The organism is Pseudomonas sp. B21-040 (genome assembly GCF_024748695.1).
Classification (GTDB): Bacteria; Pseudomonadota; Gammaproteobacteria; order Pseudomonadales; family Pseudomonadaceae; genus Aquipseudomonas.
Window position 1 is genome coordinate 3450682 of record NZ_CP087176.1, and the last position, 21170, is coordinate 3471851.

17 protein-coding genes are annotated in these 21170 nt (G+C 58.6%); 9 read left to right on the plus strand and 8 right to left on the minus strand.

Annotated features, from left to right (window positions below):
- The first annotated feature begins 96 nt into the window (after positions 1–96).
- Together LOY55_RS15945 and LOY55_RS15950 are read left to right on the plus strand one after the other, a co-directional pair.
- Complete coding sequence (locus LOY55_RS15945; protein WP_258665707.1) at positions 97–1050, plus strand: diiron oxygenase; 954 nt, start codon at positions 97–99, stop codon at positions 1048–1050.
- Between the two features lie 77 nt (positions 1051–1127).
- On the plus strand, positions 1128–1550 hold the full coding sequence (locus tag LOY55_RS15950; RefSeq protein ID WP_109787231.1) for an MAPEG family protein: 423 nt from the start codon (positions 1128–1130) through the stop codon (positions 1548–1550).
- Between the two features lie 27 nt (positions 1551–1577).
- On the opposite strand, the gene LOY55_RS15955 is transcribed toward LOY55_RS15950, so the two are convergent.
- Positions 1578–2273 (minus strand): class I SAM-dependent methyltransferase, encoded by a 696-nt coding sequence (locus tag LOY55_RS15955; protein WP_109787156.1) that lies wholly within the window; start codon positions 2271–2273, stop codon positions 1578–1580.
- A 156-nt stretch (positions 2274–2429) separates the two neighbouring features.
- Positions 2430–3014 (minus strand): DUF4157 domain-containing protein, encoded by a 585-nt coding sequence (locus LOY55_RS15960; RefSeq protein ID WP_223524866.1) that lies wholly within the window; start codon positions 3012–3014, stop codon positions 2430–2432.
- Positions 3015–3485: 471 nt separating this feature from the next.
- On the opposite strand from LOY55_RS15960, the gene LOY55_RS15965 reads away from it, so the two are divergent.
- The 6 genes from LOY55_RS15965 to LOY55_RS15990 all read left to right on the plus strand — a co-directional run bounded on the left by LOY55_RS15965 (position 3486) and on the right by LOY55_RS15990 (position 9819).
- Positions 3486–4337, plus strand: coding sequence for a sugar phosphate isomerase/epimerase (locus tag LOY55_RS15965; protein ID WP_258665710.1), 852 nt, complete (start codon positions 3486–3488; stop codon positions 4335–4337).
- 14 nt (positions 4338–4351) lie between these two features.
- Positions 4352–5422: an isopenicillin N synthase family oxygenase gene (locus tag LOY55_RS15970; protein ID WP_077430138.1), complete on the plus strand. Its 1071-nt coding sequence runs from the start codon at positions 4352–4354 to the stop codon at positions 5420–5422.
- A gap of 45 nt (positions 5423–5467) precedes the next feature.
- A complete protein-coding gene (locus tag LOY55_RS15975; RefSeq protein ID WP_077430137.1) occupies positions 5468–6262 on the plus strand; it encodes an ABC transporter substrate-binding protein in 795 nt (264 codons plus the stop codon).
- A 64-nt stretch (positions 6263–6326) separates the two neighbouring features.
- Positions 6327–7874: an amino acid ABC transporter permease/ATP-binding protein gene (locus LOY55_RS15980; RefSeq protein WP_046027163.1), complete on the plus strand. Its 1548-nt coding sequence runs from the start codon at positions 6327–6329 to the stop codon at positions 7872–7874.
- A gap of 46 nt (positions 7875–7920) precedes the next feature.
- Positions 7921–8709: an SDR family oxidoreductase gene (locus LOY55_RS15985; RefSeq protein ID WP_077430136.1), complete on the plus strand. Its 789-nt coding sequence runs from the start codon at positions 7921–7923 to the stop codon at positions 8707–8709.
- A gap of 165 nt (positions 8710–8874) precedes the next feature.
- Positions 8875–9819 (plus strand): transporter, encoded by a 945-nt coding sequence (locus LOY55_RS15990; protein ID WP_109787154.1) that lies wholly within the window; start codon positions 8875–8877, stop codon positions 9817–9819.
- Positions 9820–9892: 73 nt separating this feature from the next.
- On the opposite strand, the gene LOY55_RS15995 is transcribed toward LOY55_RS15990, so the two are convergent.
- From LOY55_RS15995 to LOY55_RS16005, 3 genes are all read right to left on the minus strand, one after another.
- On the minus strand, positions 9893–11377 hold the full coding sequence (locus LOY55_RS15995; protein ID WP_223524872.1) for a phospholipase D family protein: 1485 nt from the start codon (positions 11375–11377) through the stop codon (positions 9893–9895).
- A 290-nt stretch (positions 11378–11667) separates the two neighbouring features.
- Positions 11668–12540 carry a DNA/RNA non-specific endonuclease gene (locus LOY55_RS16000; protein WP_077430135.1) on the minus strand — a complete coding sequence of 291 codons (873 nt, stop codon included), beginning with the start codon at positions 12538–12540 and terminating at the stop codon, positions 11668–11670.
- Between the two features lie 422 nt (positions 12541–12962).
- Entirely contained in the window at positions 12963–14285 is a 1323-nt protein-coding gene (locus LOY55_RS16005; RefSeq protein ID WP_077430134.1) for a DUF1329 domain-containing protein, read from the minus strand.
- 849 nt (positions 14286–15134) lie between these two features.
- Between LOY55_RS16005 and acnB the strand changes: the two genes are divergently transcribed.
- Positions 15135–17735 (plus strand): bifunctional aconitate hydratase 2/2-methylisocitrate dehydratase, encoded by a 2601-nt coding sequence (gene acnB, locus LOY55_RS16010; protein WP_258665712.1) that lies wholly within the window; start codon positions 15135–15137, stop codon positions 17733–17735.
- A gap of 108 nt (positions 17736–17843) precedes the next feature.
- Here acnB and LOY55_RS16015 read toward each other — a convergent pair whose 3' ends face one another.
- The 3 genes from LOY55_RS16015 to LOY55_RS16025 are packed head-to-tail and all read right to left on the minus strand — an operon-like array spanning position 17844 to position 21086.
- Positions 17844–19190, minus strand: a complete 1347-nt coding sequence (locus LOY55_RS16015) for a glutamine synthetase family protein (RefSeq protein ID WP_258668342.1) — start codon at positions 19188–19190, stop codon at positions 17844–17846.
- 23 nt (positions 19191–19213) lie between these two features.
- On the minus strand, positions 19214–19771 hold the full coding sequence (locus LOY55_RS16020) for a helix-turn-helix domain-containing protein (protein WP_109786922.1): 558 nt from the start codon (positions 19769–19771) through the stop codon (positions 19214–19216).
- A gap of 25 nt (positions 19772–19796) precedes the next feature.
- On the minus strand, positions 19797–21086 hold the full coding sequence (locus tag LOY55_RS16025) for an FAD-binding oxidoreductase (protein ID WP_046033184.1): 1290 nt from the start codon (positions 21084–21086) through the stop codon (positions 19797–19799).
- Between the last annotated feature and the right edge of the window lie 84 nt (positions 21087–21170).

Below are 21170 nucleotides of genomic sequence, written 5' to 3' on the forward strand. Positions count from 1 at the left end.
CAACGCGGACCCGGCGATCGAGACTGGCCCCAGAGGCTTCACCCATGGTCATTGGTTCCGACGTCAACCGTAACTGCCCCGAAGCAGGAGATCGAAATGAACACCGTCGCGACCCTACTCAACCCGGAATCGAGCAACGCCGCCCGTTATGCTCAACTTGTCAGATCATCGAAGAAAGCGGAATGGCAGATCGATCGTGATTTGCTGCGGGACCGCAGCTTTGACTTCTCGCGCAAATTCTTGCCCGACGGACTCTCACGGATCGACCGGCTGACCTTCCTCACCGAGGATGAGGCGCGCCGGCTCAGTCAGGTTCATGGCCGAACCTACGCGTATATCTTTGGTCTGGTCGAACGGTTTATCAGCGCCAAAATGCTCGATCAAGGTCGCGCCCATGTCTTTGACGATCAACTGGCACTTGAAGCGCTGGTGCGTTTTTCCAACGACGAGATCAAGCACCAGGAACTGTTCCGACGCATGGAAACGATGATGAGTGCGCAATTGCCTGCGGGCTATCGTCAGGTTGCCGACCCAAACGATGTGGCCCGCGCAGTACTGGCGGCCAGTACCTGGTCGGTGCTGGCGTTGACCTGTCATATCGAGCTGTTTGTGCAAACGCACTACTCGCAAAGCATCGCCCCGCGCGAGGAGTTGTGCCCGTTATTCAAGGATGTCTTCAAGTTTCACTGGATGGATGAGAGCCGGCACGTCGTACTGGATGAACTGGAGTGGAAGGCAGAGCACGCGAAACTCTCGCCAGCCGAGCGCGATCAGGCCGTTAACGATCTGATTGCGCTGGTGGCGGCTGTCGACGGCATCCTGCAGGCGCAATCGGTTGCCGATGCCGACTACTTCATTCGAAACGTTTCACGCCCGTTCAGCGTCGATGAAACAGCGCAAATCAACGCCTGCATGCTGGGCGCCTACCGCTGGCAATACATCATCTCGGGCGTGCAGCATCCCCACTTTGGCCGGCTGCTGACGCGCATGACAACGCCAGCGCAGATGACCAGGATCCAGACTGCACTGGCACCCATCATGAGCCATTGATCGACAGCGCGCGACCGACCACTGGCCGCGCAGCTGTGCAATGACGTGCTGAAAACAATTGATCGAGGATGGCCGCCATGACGATTCCCCAGTGGATGTTGCTTGGATTTGCGACCTGGACGTTGCTGCTATTGATGGCAACCGTCGGGGTGTATCGCTGGGTCGCCATCCTGTTCTCAAAAGTTGCGATTGCCTCTTTTCGCAGCGATCAACTCGAAGGCGAGGACTGGTATCGGCGCGGGACAAGAGCACACGCCAACTGCGTGGAAAACCTACCGGTCTTTGGCGCCATCGTGTTCGTGGTTTCAGCCTTGGGTGTCAGCGGCCCCGCAGTGAACGACTTGTCCATACTCGTGCTGGTGGCTCGGGTGTGCCAGTCTCTGGTTCACGTCTCCCATGTGCAAACCGACCGGTTCGTGGCCGTTCGGTTTACCTTCTTTTGCATTCAGTTGATCTGTTTTCTTGCGCTCATTGGTATAGCTGCTTGCTACGCCGTATGAGTGCTCACGTCGTGGAATGTATCCAGCTCAGGTCAACAGTTCGGTGATCCAGCGAGTCTGTCGGGCGATTTCCTGCACCTTCTCCTCGGGCACAGCCTGCCGCGCCCGGGTGAAGTGGGTCAGCGTGCGCTGCTTAAGACGCAGCATGCGCTGCCACTTGAGCAGGAACGCCGGGCTGCGTGCCTGCATCTGTAACGGACCGAAGTACAGTTCCTCGGCGGTGTACTTCACCGCCCCTGCCCGCTCGGCGACGATAATTTCGTAGTCGAAGCGGTTTTCCCGCAGCACTTCCTCGTGGAGGATACGGTAGCCATTTTCCATCAGCCATTGGCGCAGTGGCTGCTCGCCGCCGTTGGGTTGCAGGATCAGGCGTTCCTGGCCGCTCAGATGTGATTTGCCGCTGTCGAGGATGTCGCGGATGGTCTCGCCACCCATGCCGCAGAGGCTGATCGCCGTGATCCCGTCACCCGGCTCGATCGCCGCCAGGCCATTGGCCAGGCGCACGGTGATCCGCTGATCCAGGCCGTTTTCGCGCACAGTGCGTTCGGCCGCACGAAACGGCGTCAATGCCACCTCGCCGGCGACCGCCGCTACGATGGCGCCACGGCGCATCAATGCCACCGGCAGGTAGCCGTGATCCGAGCCGATATCGGCCAGGCGCGCACCGACTGGCACCTGCGCCGCGACGCGCTCCAGGCGCTTGGACAATGTCTGTTCGTTCAACTACAGCCCCTTTTCACCGCGAACGTCCGACAACGTTGGCCGGCTTGGGGCGCGATTCTGGCGAGCAACGCCGTACATTTCAAATTTATGCGACCGGGGTCATGGTTCGCCCCGACCCTGACGTTCGCGTATCAGCGCAAACGCTGGTGATGCCCTTCAGTCAGCCCCTTCCCGCAATGACCGCCTGACCTCAGCCTGAATGGCATAAGCCGGCGCTTCCACCGCATTGAAGTCTTGTGTATACCGCTGGGCAAATCCTTCTACCCCCCATTCCTGATACTGCTGCACGTGCTTTAGTTCGTGAGCCCAGAGCGCGAGGTCCTGTTCTGCGGTTTGAGCGTCGCGGAACAGGATGATGTCGATCAGCGTCACGGCACCGACATCGGGGTTTTGCAGCATGGCAGTGGCTGCGTTCATTTGGCTGTTATCGCTGACTTTGTAGCGCGCGGTATCAAGGACACTGGGGTCGTACCAGCGCAGCAGTTGCTCCCGGATGTGCGGTGGAATCGGTTGGGTGCCGGCGATATCTGCTTCAGCGCGGGCTTGGGTCAGCCACAACGCCAGGGCAGGTGCCGCCATCTGGTAAATGCCATCAGCCATCAGTCCCAGGTCTGGCAAGCAAACGCAGCTGTCCAGGCACACGGGTTTCTCGCCGGCTGGACAGTCGTTGGTCTGGGCTGGGACTTCAAGCGTCAGGCAAAGCGCTAACAGCGCCACCAGGCGCGTGGTGATGGGCGGCATTGGGCGCTCCATGGACGGACGCAAGTGGGTCGTTTGATCGACGACCCGCACAGCGTTAGCGTAGTCCTGAACCAGGAGCCCTATGCGCGAGATGCTTTTTTCAGGGTGGGCAGCACGGCACCACCCGCCGCCGCCAAGTTTGAAAATATTCGATCTGCCTGATTTATCACGGATTTTTCCTCGCCTGCCCATCGTCGCTTGGGACTCTTCAAAATGATGCCGTAACAATGGCATCCCTCGCTAATCGTTAGCGTAGGCACCTGCTCGCCCATAAATTCCCCCGTGGAAATTGATGTAGATAGCTGGCTATTTGTTATCAATTCTCTGAAGTATTGATTTGAACTTTCAGATTCTTTCGCCGCTCAGCCTGTGCCTAACATCGGCTCCACAGCGAACCAGCCTTGGCATTGTTCAACAGCTTGGTGCGTCGACGTGCTTTTGCAGTAGGCCCTGGATTTTTGAGGATCACCGATGAAGCTGGAAATTTTTCGCACGCTGTGGGGTTACACCGCCAGCAAGGCTCAGGCGCTTGAAGAGCTGCTGCAAGCAGGCTTTGATGGCATGGAAGCGCGACTGCCACTGGACGCCCGTGAGCGGGCTGAGTTTGGCGCCTTTCTAAAGGCCAATCGCCTGGGCTATATCAGCACCGTCTTCACCGCCTACGACGTGCTGCCGGATCAGTCGGCAACGCCCACCGTACACCTCAATGACCTCGAACAGAAACTCGCCTGGGCTGGCGAACTCGGCCCACGCTTCGTCAACGTACTGGCGGGCAACGATCGCTGGTCCTTGCCACAACAAGTGGAGTTCTTTGGACAGGCGCTGGATCTGGCACGCAAGCATGGCCAGGTCTGCAGTTTCGAAACTCATCGCTCGCGTTCGCTGTTCAACCCTTGGGTGACCCTGGAGTTGATCCGGCAACTGCCTGATCTGTTGTTCACCAGTGACATCAGCCATTGGGTCGTGACCTGCGAGCGTCTGTTGAATGACCCGGCCGATGACCTGAGCCCTTTCATCGAGCGCGTTCACCATATCCAGGCCCGGGTCGGTTACGACCAAGGCCCGCAGGTTCCGCACCCGGCGGCTCCCGAATATGCAAAAGAACTGGCCTTCCATCAGCAGCACTGGGAAAGCATCTGGCGCTCGCAACAGGCCCGCAGTTATCAGGTCAGCACCCTGACCCCGGAATTCGGCGCCGATGGCTACCTGCATCATTTGCCCTTCACCAATGTCCCGGTCGCCGACCTGTGGTCATTGAACGTGTGGATGGGCCAGACCGAGCGCGAACACTTCGAGCGTTTCCACCACTCAAACCATCCTTAGGGAGCCGATGCGTCATGCCTGACAATAAAAATAACAGCGCCAGTACTGACACACTCAAAGCCAACTTCAACAGCATCCCGGTGGTCAGCATCGCCGGTCTGTTCAGTGTTGAACTGGAACACCGCCTGGCCGTGGCCGAACAATTGGGGCGCGCTGCCAGCGAGGTCGGGTTCCTCTATATCACCGACCACGGTATCGACCCGCAACTGATCGCCAATCTGCGCAAGGCTGCCAAGGACTTTTTCGCCCAGCCCATCGACACCAAGATGCGGCACTACATCGGCACCTCGCAAACCCACAAAGGTTTTGTGCCCGAAGGCGAAGAGGTCTATTCCAAAGGCAAGCCGGACCACAAGGAAGCCTTCGACGTCGGCTTCGAAGTCCCCGCCGATGACCCGCTGGTGCTGGCCAACACCCCATTGCTTGGACCTAACGACTGGCCGCAGTTGCCCGGTTTCAAGGCGTCGGTGCAGGCCTACTACGAAGCGATCTTCGCCTTGGGCCGGCGCCTGTTCGGTGGCTTCGCCCTGACCCTGGGCCTGGAAGAAAACTATTTCGACAGCCTGGTCACCCGTCCGCCGTCCAAGCTGCGCCTGATCCACTACCCCTTCGACGGTGCGGCCCATGATGCACCGGGTCTTGGCGCCCATACTGATTACGAGTGCTTCACCATTCTCCTGGCCGACAAACCAGGCCTTGAGGTGATGAACAATCTTGGCCAATGGATCGATGCACCACCGATGGCCGATGCCTTTGTGGTCAACATCGGCGACATGCTGGAGGTGATGACAGCAGGCGCCTTCGTTGCAACCGCGCACCGGGTGCGCAGCGTGAGGGAGGAGCGCTATTCCTTTCCCCTGTTCTATGCCTGCGACTACCACACCCAGATCAAACCGCTGCCCGGGTTCGCCCAGGCTGGTAACGACTACGAGGAAATCACGATCGGCGAACACATGTATGGCCAGGCGCTGCAGACGTATCAATATCTGCGCCAGAGGGTGGCCAATGGGGAAGTTCAACTGCCAGGTAAGGCACGCAAGCCCGCCAGTTTTGGACATTTGAAAAATCAGGTTCAACCGTCCTGATTGAAGTTTTCAGCTAACCCCTTACCTACGCCGGAGCAGTAAATAATGAAAAAAAATAACAAAGCCCTGTTGAGCATGGCCGTATTGGCAGCCGGTATGTTCGGTGCCTCGGTGAGCATGGCCGCGACTGACACGTTCAAGGTCGGCATGGAAATCACCTACCCTCCTTTCGAGTCCTACGACAAGGACAAAAACGTGGTGGGTTCCGACCCCGAACTGGCTACAGCCCTGGCCAAACACATGAACGCCAAGGTGGAGTTCGTCGACACCAAGTTCCCGAGCCTGATCCTGGGCTTGAACTCCGCCAAGTACGACGCGGTCATTTCCGGCATGTACATCACACCGGAGCGCCAGACTCAGGCCCAGACCATCGCCTATGCCAACACCGGGGCCTCGGTCATGGTGCCCCAGGGCAGCGAGATCAATGCAAAGAAACCTGAAGACCTGTGCGGCTTGAAACTGGGTCTGGAACAAGGCACTACCTGGGTCAAGGAATTCAGGAAGCTGTCCGATGAGTACTGCGTGCCGAACAACAAAGGCGCTATCACCGTCAGCGAGTACCCTTCGGCCCCCGAAGTGACCCAGGCCCTGTTGTCCAAGAATATTCAGGCTCAGGTTGAAATCGCCGGCGCCGCAAAATTGATCGCGGAAAAGACCAATGGCCGCGTGGTGATCACCACCGACCACCCGATCTATCAGCAAACCCTGGGTATCTTCGTCAAGAAAGGTAATGACGAAACGTTCCAGGCCGTGCAAAAGGCCTTTGAGGAGACCAAAAAGAGCGGTGAATATGCCGCTATTCTTAAGAAATATGCCTTGGAAGAACCGACTGCCCACTAAGAACGCGTCCCTGTAGTCTGGTCATCTGCCGCCCCTGCATGGAGGCGGCAGATCGAGGTGCCCTATGCAATTTGATTGGTCGTATTTCTTCTCGCTGTTCTCCCTGCCAGACTTCTGGAATGCCTGTATCACGGTCGTCCAGCTCAGTGCCCTGGCCTGGTTCATTGGCATGCTGCTGGGCTTTCTCCTGGCCACGGCCAAGCTCTCCCAATCGCCCTTCCTGCGTATTCCCGCAGCGGTCTATATCTGGTTTTTCCGCAGCATCCCGTTGCTGGTGCTGGTGGTCTTCGTCTACAACTTGCCGCAATTATTTCCCGGCAGCGGCCCGATTCTGTCCAACCCCTTCTACTCCGGACTGTTGGCCCTGGTGGTCACCGAAGCGGCGTACATGGCGGAAATCCATCGTGGTGGTCTGATTTCCGTGGCCAAGGGCCAGAGGGAAGCCGGGCGCGCACTGGGTGTCGGCCTGTTCGGTATGCAGCGCTTGATCGTGATCCCCCAGGCATTTCGTATTTCGCTGCCCACCTTGATCAATGAATACATCACGGTGGTCAAGCTGACGTCACTGGTCTCGGTCATCTCCCTGACCGAAATTCTCACGGTCGGCCAACGCCTCTATGCCACTAACTTCCTGGTCATGGAAACCCTGGCGGCGGTAGGCGTCTACTACGTGCTGATCGTCACCGTGTTCGGCTTTTTCCTGCAGCGCCTGGAGCGCTACCTGGACCTGAACTTCCGCAAGCCGCACACGCTCGACGCGGCCACCATCGCCAAGTTCAAGGCCAGCGCCGAAGCGCTACCGGACATTGCGCGCAAAGCCGCCGGCAACAACGCCACCCCAATCCTGCAACTCAAGAACATCCAGAAGAGCTACGGCACGCACAAAGTGCTGCTGGGCATCGACCTGAATGTCGAATACGGCCAGGTGGTCTCGATCATTGGCCCATCGGGTTCCGGCAAGACGTCGCTGATCCGCACGGTCAACGGCCTGGAAACCATCGATACGGGCGACATTCAGTTGTTCGGCGAAACATTCATCGAAGCCTCGGACAAACCCAACAGCTCTCGTCTGCGCAAAGGCGTGCGGCAAATCGGCATGGTGTTCCAGAACTTCAACCTGTTCCCGCACCGCACCATTCTCGATAACGTCACACTGGCGCCGCGTTACCACGGCCAACCGGGCGAGCTGAGTGAACATCGCGCTTATGCGCTACTGGACAAAGTCGGCCTGCTGGCCCACGCCCACAAGTACCCGCACCAGCTCTCCGGCGGCCAGCAACAGCGCGTGGCGATCGCCCGGGCCCTGGCGATGGAGCCGCAGATCATGCTGTTCGACGAGCCGACCTCGGCCCTCGACCCGGAACTGGTCAACGACGTGTTGAACGTGATCCGCGACCTGGCCAAAGAAGGCATGACCATGCTGATCGTGACCCACGAAATGGACTTTGCGATGTCGATCTCTGACCGGGTCGTGTTCATGGAGAACGGCAATATCCAACTGGATGCCGCACCTGAAACCATACGACGCGATGCCGAAGGAGAGAGAGTGCGACGCTTCATGGGCATCGATGCCCAATCGCCAAACCTGTCTGCAACCGTGGATCATGCATGAATAGGCCCCCCCTTTCTTTGAGCTACCTTCTTTCAGGACAACACGCATGAATCTTGGAATAGCAGGACGCTGGGCGCTGGTATGCGCTGCCAGCAAAGGCCTGGGTAAAGCCTGCGCTCAGGCACTCGTCAGCGAAGGTGTGAACGTGGTGATCACCGCACGAGGCGAAGACACGCTGAATGAAACAGCCCGTCAGCTCAGAGCGATCAATCCTCAAGTGACCGTCATCGCCGTAGCCGGAGACATTTCAACGCCTGAGGGTCGGGCGGCCGCCCTCGGGGCCCACGAACATTTCGATATTTTGATCAATAACGCGGGAGGCCCTCCTCCCGGGGATTTCCGCGAATGGAATCGCGACGCCTGGGTCAAGGCGCTGGATACCAACATGCTCACCCCAATCGAGTTGATCAAGGCCACGGTAGACGGTATGGCCGCTCGCGGATTTGGCCGAATCATCAACATTACGTCGAGTGCGGTGAAGTCACCTATCGAAAGCCTGGGTTTGTCCAATGGCGCACGCAGCGGGCTGACGGGATTTGTCGCCGGGCTTGCCCGACAGGACAACATCGCCAGCCGCAATGTGACGATCAACAACCTGCAACCGGGCTCATTCGACACCGATCGACTGCGTGGCAACCTGGTCGCTGTCGCCCAGGAGTCGGGACAAGACAGTGAGGTATTCCTTGACGAATGCCGCAGCGAAATTCCGGCGAAACGCTTCGGCTCACCCGAGGAATTCGGTGCACTTTGCGCCTTCGTTTGCAGCAGCCATGCCGGATACCTCACCGGGCAGAATCTGTTGATTGACGGCGGGGCCATTCGCTCCAGCCAGTAATCACGACAGGCACAATCGGGGCGGTGGCATCAGAGCTTTCGCCATTGCCCCCGCCTCCTCGACTTTCCAGCGCCATCCCTGGCCACAATCCTGCTCATTCTTGAAACAGCTACTAAGCTGTAACGCGCACGCGACTATTGGGTAGGCCGAGAATTGAGGGTTTCGATGATTGCAAGAAATAAAGCTGTACTGGGATTGGCGGTGTTTTTGCCGGCCATGCTTGCTCAGGCAGATGACGGCGGTATCAGCTTTTGGTTACCTGGCCAGTTCGGCGCGCTGGCCGCGGCACCCACCAAACCGGGTTGGAGTCTGCCGCTGATCTACTATCACGTCAGTGCCAGTGACGACAAAAACAATGCCATACCAAGAGGTGGGCGGACCACCTTTGGTCTGGACGCCAAGGCGGATCTGCTGTTCGCCAGCCCCACGTATACCTTTGCCGAACCGTTACTCGGGGCCCAGGCTGCGATTTCGGTGGTGGCCGCGGTTGGCCGCGACGAGGCCAGTGTCGACGTTACGCAAGTCGGGCCGCGCGGGCGCGGCTTTTCCGGTGGAACCCAAGACACCCTCAAGGGGGGGAGCGACGTGTATGTGCTGGGCACGATGAAATGGAACCATGGCGTTCACAATTTCATGGCCTATAGCATGGGCAACATTCCCGTGGGTGCTTATGACCCCAATCGCCTGGTCAATATTGGCCTGGGACACTCGGCGCTGGATGCCGGTGGTGGCTACACCTACTTCGACAAAAAGAACGAGTTTTCCGCCGTGGCGGGCATGACCTACAACTGGGAAAACACCGACACAAACTATCAAAACGGCATCGACGCGCACCTGGACCTGAGTGCCTCGCACTTCATCACCGATCAGACCCAACTGGGCCTTGTCGGCTACGTTTACCATCAAGTCACGGGGGACAGCGGCAGCGGCGCGACACTGGGCGACTTCAAATCCCAGGTCAGTGCCATAGGTCCTCAGGCGGGACACTTCTTCAAAGTCGGTAAAGATCTCTGGTACGCCAACCTCAAGGGTTACTACGAGTTTGACGCGAAGAATCGCCCAGAGGGCTGGAATACCTGGCTGACCCTGGTTGTTCCGCTGTCGGAATAGCCGGTGAAACCGTCGTTAAGGGCAAAGGATTGTTGGCGCAGCAGCGCACTGCGTGATCGGGGCCGGCTTCGGCCTAGAGCATTTTCTCAATGCCGATCTTGTCACTGAGCCACGCTTTGAAACTGCGCCACGCGCCGCCAGGCTCCTTATACAAGGTATGCAGGCGGCCGTTGTCCTCAGTGACCCAGACGACTTCGCCGTTTTCCAGACGAGCCTGGTAACTCACGGCTGGCGACATGCCTTCAAACGCGAGTTCGCGTACGTAGCCGGCCAATTCAGGGCTGTCGACCAGCACCCCGACTTCTGTGTTCCAAAGCACAGAACGCGGGTCGAAATTGAAGGACCCGACAAACACCTTCTGTTTGTCCAGGATCATGGCCTTGGTGTGCAAGCTGGAGTCCGAGCCACCACTGAAGCCAAACGAAGAACCGCGACCGGGGTCATCCGCCTGTCGTCGCAACTCATAGAGCTTCACGCCGTGTTCGAGCAGGGTTTTGCGGTAAGGCGCATAGCCGCCGTGCACGGCTGGCACATCAGTGGCTTCCAGTGAGTTGGTCAACAGGCGTACATCAGCCCCGGCCTCGGCACGACCCAGGAGGTAGCGCATGCCCGACTCCTGGGGAACGAAATAGGCCGAGATCAAGATCAGCTCCTTGTCGATGCTATCCAGATCAGGCCGCAGTTGGGTGGCCATCATTAGCGCGCGGGCCGGTTCGTCATCGGCCAGCACCTTGCTCGGGGCGTCCCACATCGCCTTGCCATGGGCCCAAATCAGCTCCTTGCGCCAATGATCGAGTTGCGGGTGCGTCCGGTAGGTCATGAGGTGCTCGTACAGGGCCTTGTTTTCGATCCGTGTGCTGTCGAGCGATTGTTCCAGGCGTTGACGGCTCTCGAGCAAGTCTTCGGGCGTTGGCTTGTTGAGCTGGAAGTCACTGATGGGATGGCTCAGGCTGCTATTCCAGTATTGATCGAAGCTGTGCCCCAACTGCTGGGCGACCGGGCCGATGCATAGCAGGTCCATGTCGGTGAAGTTGAGATCGGGCTTGGCGTCGAAGTATTCATCCCCCAGGTTGCGTCCGCCAACGATGGCGGCGCTGTTGTCGGCCAGCCACAGTTTGTTGTGCATGCGCCGGTGCTGCTGCGAAAGATTAAGCAGACGGCCCATGGTTCGGGTCACAAAAGTACTGCGCCCCAGATGCAAAGGGTTGAAGACACGGATGTAGATGTTCGGGTGCACGGCCAGGGTCGCGATGACTTCTTCCTGACCGTCGCTGGCCGTGTCATCGAGCAATAGGCGTATGCGCACGCCTCGATCGGCGGCCGCCAGCATTTCACGCACCAGGGCCCGGGTGCTCAGACCGTTGTGCACGATGTAGTACTGCAGATCGACGCTCTTTTGGGCGTTGCGGATCAACTCGGCGCGAGCCCGGAACGCTTCACTGCTGTTGGGCAGCAAGCGAAAACCCGAAAGCCCCTGATGTTCGGCGGCCTGAGCCTGGATCGAGCGCCCGAAAGCCGAATCGCTGGCGGGTATCGTCTCGCTGAAGTCGTGGGGCATGTGCGTAGTGGTGCAGCCGGCGAGCAGCAGCGGGAAAAACCTGATGGGGAAGAACCGGAATTTGGACAAGGGCTCGTCCTCAACCTCGATGGCTGTAGTTTTGACCTCGGAAGCCAGCAACACACGGCAATCTGCACAACTGATTCCAGTAAAGCCCGGTTCTAGCGAGGCGTGTCGAAATTTTTGAACGCCCCCCCATTTCAAAAGGCTGGCGTTTGTATGCCCACGTAAAAAAGCAGTGACTCGTGGCGAGGGAGCAAGCGCCCCCACCGCCCGTTAAATGTGAACCCTCAAGTGCGGCCCACGGAGCCTGTGACGGGTAGATTGCCCAGTAATTTTAGCCCCGTACTTTTTACGAAAGCGTCATAGTCCATCGGCCTCTCAATACGGGTTTCGGCGTTGGGGAGTATGTAGGCCCAGGCCCGTTTGGACGATGCGTCGTAAACCAGCTTGAACAGGCGCGTCGGTACCCAGACCTTGTTGTCGCCAATGGTGCTATGGCCTGGGTCAAAGAGCGGGCCGGTAAAGACAAAAACATTGCCATCGGCTCGCTTGGCAAACTTCCTGACATCAGACTCAACCTTGCTCCAGATCTTCCGGTTGTTGGTTGGGTCTTGCGGCACCATGTTCGACAGCGCAAAGGATTGAGCCATTGCATTGGGGTTCGGTGCATCGGCGGCCGGGGATTGATGGCCACGGTCCACAGCCGGGTGTTGGCTACGGTAGTCACTCAACTCTGCCCGTCCACTCTTGGGAATGCGAGGATCTGGATAGAACTGGTTAGTGCGCTCCTCCCCTTTTGCATCCTGAAGCTGGGCTGCATTAAGACGCTCCACCACCACCAGCGGCGTCTTGCTGGTTTGCGAGTACAGCACCGCAAAGTTGTCGGAACACAGGGCCAAGGGGTTCATTGTTGCAGGCACGGAAGCCAGGTTGATTGGTTTGGCTGCCGGGAACAGATCTGCACAGCCATCGAACGATGCCTGTTTTTGTTTGTTTGAATAAAGGTCCAGTGCCGCGTTCTGACTGATCGAACCCGAGCGGGATACTGGGTCCTGATGCTGGGTGGGCGGCTTGAGGAGATCCAGCAGGCTGCGGGCTTCTGCCCCGGTGGAAAGCAAAACAAGGGCCGACAGCCCAACTGCAATTTTGCGTAGGTACATGCGTTAGATCTTCGAATTGGATTGAGGGGTAAACGTACGGCCAGTCCCGATTCACGGAACCCCGTAGTGGCGGTTGCTGATTATGTGGCGATGAGCATGCTTTCACTGTCCTTGGTCAAAATACCGATGCGGAACTGGTCGGCACCGAGCAGTACGACCGCTGACGTTCGTGCGGGGTTTATTGACCACCACAAATCCCATTAGTGCTGAGTAGCGTTGGCATTCTACTCGTCAGAGCACGTCGAAGATGCGATTGGAATCTTCGGCTGTCCAGAAACATCAGTAAATCCGTCTGTTTTTTCGACTTGGCAAAGGACTGGCGTTTTATATGCCGACGAAAAAGCGGTGATGACCTGTGGCGAGGGAGCTTGACCCCTCGCCAGCGTCTAGCTCAAGACATCGGGTACTGCATCACTGGGGGCTTAGCGAATACCAGCACCCGCCATGGACTCCGGCACCCACTGCGCCGTCGACAGCGGTTCGATGTAGTGGATACCGCCATGTGGGCCGACCACGCCATTGATGTTGTAGGTGCCAAGCGACAGGTCGTAAGTCATGAACGGGGTGGCATCCGGGACTTGCTCGTCGTAGCTCTGGCTGAGGAAAGCGAAGGAGCCACGGTAGAGCTGGCCACTGGTGTTGTACTGATCGGAGGCCACGGCGGCCCAGGTGTCTTCATCCAGGTAGAAGCGGCGTTTTTGGTAGATGTGCTTTGCACCGGGCTTGAGGTTGCCCTCCACGACGTAGACCCGGTGTTTTTCCCAGCGGACGAAGTCCGGGGAAATGTAATTGGGGGTGGTCAGCGATTTGGCATCCCGGGCATAGGTCAGTTTGTAGGTGTTGTAGGGCACGATCATTTCTTGCTTGCCCACCAGCGTCCAGTCGTACAACTCAAGCGCGCGGGCGGTACCGGGGTTCGGTGTGTCGTAGGCCAGGATCGATATCTGTTTGACCCGGCGCTGGGCCGGCAAGTACTGCCAGGCACGACCAGGACGTTGCAGCGGGTTGGTGGCGTTCTTGAGCATGACCGACTCACCGGCACGTCGCGCGGGTCCGGTATAAGCCAGCTTCAGCTGGTAGTAGATGTCGGAGTTGTTGATCGGCTTCGACATGTTCTCGTAAATCGGGAAGGACACGAATGCCTCGCCGGAGACCGCCAGGCTTGCCACACCTGCCGAGTCGACGCTCCAGGAGTCGTACTTGGAATGGATGTTGACGCCCTGGTAGCGCAGCAGGAAATTCCACATCGCCTCGGCGCCCGATTGCGGGATCGGGAACGGCACACCGGGCAATACGTTTTCAAAGGCAATCCCACCGTTGAGGGATTTGGCGCCGGTGGCGTTCTTGCGGCTGTTTTCCAGCACTGCCTCTGGCAGTGAAGCCGTGCGGTGGGTCGGATACACATCGATGCGAAAGTTTGGATAGCGCTTGGCCAATGCGACCGTGGTAGCCGTCAGCATGCTTTTGTACTGATCAACGTTCTTGCCATCGATCACCAGCAGTGGTGTCTCATCGGCGAAGGGGTTCGGGCGCATGCTGTCACCCGTTTTGAAGCTGGCCGGGGCGGTGGTCAGGCCTCCGTTGTAGGCCGGAATGGAACCGTCGGCATTGCCAGCCTTTTCGGCGCCTACCAACGTCAGGCTGGTGCCCAGTCGGGCGGCATCCTGAGTGGATACATAGGCTTGTGCATCGATGGTCAGCGCCATCATGAGTGGCGTAGCCAGCAGACTTTTCACGAATTTCATATTGTTATTCTCCTGCCTGGCGTACCAGGCATTCGTGACGCAGGCGGTGCAGTCGCATCCATCGGTTCAAGCGGCGGTAAGTTGTACGGCCCTAATCCAGATATCGGCCCTCCATGGCTTGGCAGTTCCTACAAACAGGACTGGAAAAATCATCGCGTTGCACCGGCTAGCAGAGTACCCGCCTCGTTACATTTGCCGTGTCACCGACCCAATCGGCTCAATCGACTTTTCAGCGCCCATTAAAAAGCCCCCGGCCCGGGAGCGCTTTTCATTTTGCGACAGTCTCTTGGCTATTCATGACAGCGCCTTTTCGAAGTCCTGCAGTCCAATGGCGTGGGACAAACCCAATCAATATCGACTTACGGTTTTTCGTTCCTTTTGACTGATTTGCAGTCGCGTGAATGCCAAAGGCATGTATCCCTCGCAGGCGACTGCGTGAAGTCTCAGCCTCCCAACTGAAACCGCGGCGCAGAGCGCTGGCTGTCATCAGTCGAATCGATGTGCGAATAGTCATAAGTGAACGATTGAGCCCGCTGCCCTTATGGTGACGACTTGGGAGGTGATTCAAATGTGTCGACAATGCAGTTGATTGACCTGCGGATAATCATTATATTCCGGCTCAATCACGAGATAGTGTCGACAATATCCACCGTTGCCGAAAACCTCCGATTGGCGCAGATGCAGATCTGTGCCTTCCCGATTCCGGGACAGAACACCTTTTGCAGGCGCAGTTGATTGGATAGTTTCGGGTGGTCACCCTCGACAACCGAAAAACTGCACCTGCCTTTATTTTTGCGGGCGCACGCTGTTCGCTCACTCAACAACACGCGGTATGACAGGAGAAACCCAGTGCTTGAGACCTACGTACAACAATTACAAGCACGTGCCGAGCAAGGGCTTCCACCCTTGGCGCTCAACGCCGAGCAAACTGCAGGCCTTATCGAGCTGCTGAAGAATCCCCCGGCTGGCGAAGAAGCTTTCCTCGTTGACCTGATCACCCATCGCGTTCCACCTGGCGTGGACGAAGCAGCCTATGTCAAGGCCGGCTTCCTGTCCGCCCTCGCCAAAGGCGAAGCCAAATCCCCCCTGATCGACAAGAAGCGCGCTGTTGAACTGCTCGGCACCATGCAGGGCGGCTACAACATCGTGACTCTGGTCAACCTGCTGGACGACGCCGAACTGGCACCAGTAGCTGCCGAAGAACTCAAGCACACCCTGCTGATGTTCGATGCCTTCCACGACGTTGCTGAACGCGCCAAGAACGGTAACGTTCACGCTAAAGGCGTGCTGCAGTCCTGGGCTGACGGCGAGTGGTTCAAGAACCGCCCGACCCTGGCCGACAAGATCAGCCTGCGCGTGTTCAAGGTCACCGGCGAAACCAACACCGACGACCTGTCCCCTGCTCCAGATGCCTGGTCCCGTCCAGACATCCCGCTGCACGCCCTGGCCATGCTGAAAATGGCCCGCGACGGCATCGTCCCTGACGCCCAAGGCGTTACCGGCCCGATGAAGCAGATCGAAGAAATGCGCGGTCAAGGCTTCCCGATCGCCTACGTCGGTGACGTGGTCGGTACCGGTTCCTCGCGTAAATCGGCGACCAACTCCGTATTGTGGTTCTTCGGTGACGACGTACCTTACGTGCCGAACAAGCGTGCTGGCGGTTTCTGCTTCGGCAGCAAAATCGCTCCGATCTTCTACAACACCATGGAAGATGCCGGCGCCCTGCCAATCGAATTCGACGTGTCGAACATGCACATGGGCGACGTGATCGACCTGTACCCGCATGCGGGCAAAGTCTGCAAACACGGTACCGACGAAGTCCTGACCACCTTCGAAATGAAGACCCCGGTGCTGTTGGACGAAGTTCGTGCTGGCGGCCGTATTCCGCTGATCATCGGCCGTGGCCTGACCGACAAGGCTCGCGCCGAACTGGGTCTGCCAGCGTTCGACCTGTTCAAACTGCCGGAAGCCCCGGCTGAAAGCACCAAGGGTTACACCCTGGCGCAGAAAATGGTCGGCAAGGCTTGCGGCGTAGCCGGTGTGCGTCCTGGCACCTACTGCGAACCGAAGATGACCACCGTAGGTTCCCAGGACACCACCGGTCCAATGACCCGTGACGAACTGAAAGACCTGGCGTGCCTGGGCTTCTCGACGGATCTGGTGATGCAGTCCTTCTGCCACACTGCGGCTTATCCAAAGCCTGTGGATGTGACGACTCACCACACCCTGCCGGATTTCATGCGTAACCGCGGCGGCGTTTCGCTCAAACCGGGCGACGGCATCATTCACAGCTGGCTGAACCGCATGCTGCTGCCGGACACCGTCGGTACCGGTGGCGATTCGCACACCCGTTTCCCGATCGGTATTTCGTTCCCGGCGGGCTCTGGATTGATTGCGTTCGCCGCCGCCACCGGCGTCATGCCGCTGGACATGCCCGAGTCAGTCCTGGTGCGTTTCAAAGGCAAGATGCAACCGGGCATCACCCTGCGTGACCTGGTTCATTCGATCCCTTACTACGCCATTAAGGCCGGTCTGCTGACCGTCGAGAAGAAAGGCAAGATCAACGCCTTCTCCGGCCGCATCCTGGAAATCGAAGGCCTGGACAACCTGACCGTGGAGCAAGCGTTCGAACTGTCCGACGCTTCCGCTGAACGTTCCGCCGCTGGCTGCACGATCAAACTCCCGGAAAAGGCCATTACCGAGTACCTGACCTCCAACATCACCCTGCTGCGCTGGATGATCGGCGAAGGCTACGGCGACGCCCGCACCCTGGAGCGTCGTGCTCAAGCGATGGAAGCCTGGCTGGCCAAACCAGAGCTGCTGCAAGCGGACAAAGACGCTGAATACGCAGAAGTCCTCGAGATCGACCTGGCACAGATCACGCAACCGATCCTGTGCGCACCGAACGACCCTGACGACGCCCGTCTGTTGTCGTCCGCTGAAGGTCAGAAGATCGACGAAGTGTTCATCGGTTCGTGCATGACCAACATCGGTCACTTCCGCGCTGCCGGCAAATTGCTGGAACAGGTCAATGGAGCACTGCCAACCCGCCTGTGGCTGTCGCCACCGACCAAAATGGACGCTCACCAACTGACCGAGGAAGGCTACTACGGCATCTACGACAAGGCCGGCGCACGCATGGAAATGCCGGGTTGCTCGCTGTGCATGGGTAACCAGGCCCGCGTTGAGCCGAACAGCACCGTGGTGTCGACGTCGACCCGTAACTTCCCGAACCGTCTGGGTGACGGCGCGAACGTCTACCTGGCTTCGGCTGAGCTGGCGTCTGTTGCTTCCATCCTGGGTCGCCTGCCGACCGTCGAGGAGTACATGGAATACGCGGGCAAGATCGACAGCATGGCGGCCGATGTCTACCGCTACCTGTCCTTCGACCAGATCGCCGAGTTCCGTGAAGTCGCTGCGAACGCCAACATTCCGGTCGTTCAAGCCTAACGCTGCAACGCCATAGAAAACGCCGCCCTTCGTGAGAGGGGCGGCGTTTTTTTATGCCTTACTCTTTCTGCCCAATCATGAGATTGAGCGACTGCCCGCATCCTGCGTTTACAGATACCAGCGATATTCCCGCGCGCTGATCTCCTGCATGAACGCCAGATGGTCCTGACGTTTGTTCTCGCAATAAACATTCACGAACTCAGCCCCCAGACCTTCACGCAATTGCGGTTGATGCTGCATTGCGCGCACGCCTTCGAGCATTTCCTTTGGAAAGTCGACGCCACTGTTGCGGTCTTCGTTCAACGGCAAGATCGGTTCTTTGCCCGCGTCCAGTCCGTGTTCCAGGCCCACCAGAATCGCCGCCAATACCAGATATGGATTGGCATCGGCGCCTGCCAGACGATGTTCGATGCGCAGGTTCTTCGAGTCCGACTCAGGGATGCGCAGGCACGCATCGCGATCTTCAAAACCCCAGCTCGCTTGGGTGGCGATGTTGGTCGTGCCGCCCAAGCGTCGATAGGCATTCTGGTTCGGGGCGAAAACCGGCATGCAATGCGGCAGCAGTTCCAGGCAACCGGCCACGGCGTGACGCAACGATCGCTGTTCATTGGCCGCCAGAATGTTATTGCCAGCCGCATCGTAAAGGCTGACATGTACGTGCATGCCGCTACCCGGGTGCTGCAAGTAAGGTTTGGCCATGAAACTGGCGCGATAGCCGTGCTTGAGGGCAACACCGCGGCTGCTGCGGCAAAACAGGGCGGCCCAGTCCGCCGCGCGCAAGCCGTCGTCCAGGTGACCGAAATTGATCTCGAACTGCCCCGGCCCGAGCTCGGCGGTAATCACCGTGCTGTCGATGCCCTGGGCACGCGATGCCTCGACCATTTCATCGAGTACCGGGGCAAAACGTGACAGCCGCTCGATGTGCATATTGGGTTGATCGTCGGCATCGTCTGTCAGCCCGTCGCGGGGAAACTGCGGTAGCCCGTCGCGCAGCTTTTTATCGAACAGGTAGAACTCCAGCTCAAATGCCACGACTGGATGAATGCCTTTACCGGCGAGGCGGTCCAGAACCTGGGCCAATACCTGGCGCGGTTCGAACACGATGGGGTTATCCGTGCCGTCCGAGGTAATCAGCATTTGCCCCAGCGGTTGGCCTTCCCAGGTCACAGGCTTGAGTGTGCCGGGTACCAGGCGACGCAGCGCATCGGGATCGCCGTCGTTGAAGCAGTAATCGCCGATCTTGAACAATCCGCCTTGCACGCCCAGCAGCACACAGTTCTGCGGCAGTTTCAGCGCGCTGCCGGCCGCCACCTTTTCCAGCATGTCCACAGGATAACGCTTGCCGTAGAAATGCCCTGGAATATCCAGGGAAATCAGGTCGACATAGCGCACCTCAGGATAGCGTTGGCGAAAGGCGCGCACCTCGGCCAACAGGTCAGAGCAGGTAGCATCCATCATTGTGGGTCCTTGTCTTTTCATCAGGTGTAAACCCAAAGCACTCGCGTGAGATGCTCGGTGAGGTTGCCGTAGCGGCAACGGGTATGGCTGTCGAACTGAAAGCTGTCGCCAGCCACTAATTTGACGGGGTCCTCGTCGTCGCCCAACCACAGCGTCAGCTCGCCTTCGAGCACGTAACCCCCTTGCTCGGAGCTGTCAGTCAAATGCCGGTCGCCACTGCTGGCACCGGCTTCAAGGTGACTTTCGAGCATCGAAAACGATGCGCGGATCTTTGGCGAAACCAGAATGTCGGTAATGCCGTTGGCGAAGTACAACGTGCGGCGTTCGTCCGGCCGGGTGACCCATGGCAATTCCTTGGGTTTTGGCAGGCTGTAGAAGTACGTCGTCGGTACGTCCAGGGTTTCACTGATCGCCGTCAGGTCGGCCACCGTGGGCCGTGACAGGCCACGTTCGACCTGCGACAGGAAGCCCACGGAACGGCCGATTTTGTCGGCCAGTTCCTTCAAGGTGTATTTCTTGTGCTTGCGCAGATCGTGAATAAGGATCGCCAGCGCAGCGATTTCTTCTTGCTTGTTCATGCCTGGATTTCCAGTTGATGACTCATCAAATACTGTCACGCAGTCGATACCAGGCTTTGCCGATGGCTTCCAGCGGCGCAGCCAGGTATTTGCCGCCGGGAAAACTGCCGTTGTTCAAACCCTGGTACAAGGACAATTCATCGTCCTGGCCAAGAATCGCGTCGGACACGGCGCGGGCAGCGGCCAGTGTCGGCAGCACGCCATGCCCGGAATAGCCTTGCATCCAGTAGCGATTCCCTGACTGGCCAATGTCCGGCGTTCGTTTCAGGGTCAAGTCGATGTGCCCGCCCCAGGCGAATTCCAGGGCTACGCCTTTGAGCTGCGGGAACACTCGTTCCAGGAAGGGACGCGTGGCCCCGGCAATGTCCTTTGGCATACCGCCCAGATACGTGCAGCCGCCGCCGAACAGCAGGCGGTTGTCGGGCGTGCGCCGGAAATAATCGAGGACAAACTGGTTGTCGGTGACGCAGACATTGCTCGGCAACAGCGCGGTGGCCTGCTCGGGAGACAGGGGCGCGGTGGCCACTTGATAAGTCCCGACCGGTAATACGCAACGGGCCAGTTTCGGGTCGAGCCGGTCCAGATACGCATTGCACGCCAGCACCAGAACGTCTGCCCGAATGGTCCCGTGTTCGGTGTTCACCCGGTAACGACCGCCCTCCTCTTGATAGCTCAATGCTTTGCTTTGTTCATGGATGCGGCCGCCCGCCTTTTCGATGGCGGTGGCCAGGCCGATGGCCAGTTTCAGCGGGTTCAGATGACCGCCCTCGGGATCATAGAGGCCGGCCTGATAGCGCTCGCTGGCGATCCATTGCGGCAACTGTTCACGGCTGATGAACCGCAAGCCATGGTGGCCCCATTTGTGGCTGGCCTCGCGCTGCCACTCGGTCAACAGCCCGACACGCCGTGGCATGACCGACGTCCACAAATGCCCCGCGCGATAATCACAATCGAAGCCATGACGAGCGGGTAATTCACGCAGCTCCTGCGCCGCCCAGCGCATGCCGTCCCACAACCGGCGTGCGCGCTCGTAACCCAACGCGGCTTCCAGCGGCGGCATGTCACACGACCAGCCGAGAATGGCCTGGCCACCATTGCGCCCGGAGGCCGCCCACGCCACTCGACTGGCTTCCAGCAGGGTCACCCGTTTGCCGGCCAAGGCCAGGCGCAACGCAGTGTGCAGCCCACTGAAGCCGGCGCCGATGATCAGGATGTCGGTGTCTTGTTCACCCCTGAGCGCAGGGCGATTGACCAAGCGATCCGCGCAACTGTGGGCGTAATAGCTGGCGACATGCTGGGTGGACTGCTGGAACATACGAGCTCTCATGAAATTATGTTTTTATAATTTCATGAAAAACTACAGTATTAATTTCATGCAGGCAACTCCACGATGACCGAC

Bases quoted from the DNA above. Each gene is read 5' to 3' on its own strand.
- LOY55_RS15995 (WP_223524872.1), bottom strand. From the start codon at position 11,377: ATGCCCCACGACTTCAGCGAGACGATACCCGCCAGCGATTCGGCTTTC.
- LOY55_RS15965 (WP_258665710.1), top strand. From the start codon at position 3,486: ATGAAGCTGGAAATTTTTCGCACGCTGTGGGGTTACACCGCCAGCAAG.
- LOY55_RS15990 (WP_109787154.1), top strand. From the start codon at position 8,875: ATGATTGCAAGAAATAAAGCTGTACTGGGATTGGCGGTGTTTTTGCCG.
- LOY55_RS15950 (WP_109787231.1), top strand. From the start codon at position 1,128: ATGACGATTCCCCAGTGGATGTTGCTTGGATTTGCGACCTGGACGTTG.
- LOY55_RS15975 (WP_077430137.1), top strand. From the start codon at position 5,468: ATGAAAAAAAATAACAAAGCCCTGTTGAGCATGGCCGTATTGGCAGCC.
- LOY55_RS16005 (WP_077430134.1), bottom strand. From the start codon at position 14,285: ATGAAATTCGTGAAAAGTCTGCTGGCTACGCCACTCATGATGGCGCTG.
- LOY55_RS15945 (WP_258665707.1), top strand. From the start codon at position 97: ATGAACACCGTCGCGACCCTACTCAACCCGGAATCGAGCAACGCCGCC.
- LOY55_RS15970 (WP_077430138.1), top strand. From the start codon at position 4,352: ATGCCTGACAATAAAAATAACAGCGCCAGTACTGACACACTCAAAGCC.
- LOY55_RS15985 (WP_077430136.1), top strand. From the start codon at position 7,921: ATGAATCTTGGAATAGCAGGACGCTGGGCGCTGGTATGCGCTGCCAGC.
- LOY55_RS15960 (WP_223524866.1), bottom strand. From the start codon at position 3,014: ATGCCGCCCATCACCACGCGCCTGGTGGCGCTGTTAGCGCTTTGCCTG.
- LOY55_RS15980 (WP_046027163.1), top strand. From the start codon at position 6,327: ATGCAATTTGATTGGTCGTATTTCTTCTCGCTGTTCTCCCTGCCAGAC.
- LOY55_RS16000 (WP_077430135.1), bottom strand. From the start codon at position 12,540: ATGTACCTACGCAAAATTGCAGTTGGGCTGTCGGCCCTTGTTTTGCTT.
- LOY55_RS16025 (WP_046033184.1), bottom strand. From the start codon at position 21,086: ATGTTCCAGCAGTCCACCCAGCATGTCGCCAGCTATTACGCCCACAGT.
- LOY55_RS16015 (WP_258668342.1), bottom strand. From the start codon at position 19,190: ATGGATGCTACCTGCTCTGACCTGTTGGCCGAGGTGCGCGCCTTTCGC.
- LOY55_RS16020 (WP_109786922.1), bottom strand. From the start codon at position 19,771: ATGAACAAGCAAGAAGAAATCGCTGCGCTGGCGATCCTTATTCACGAT.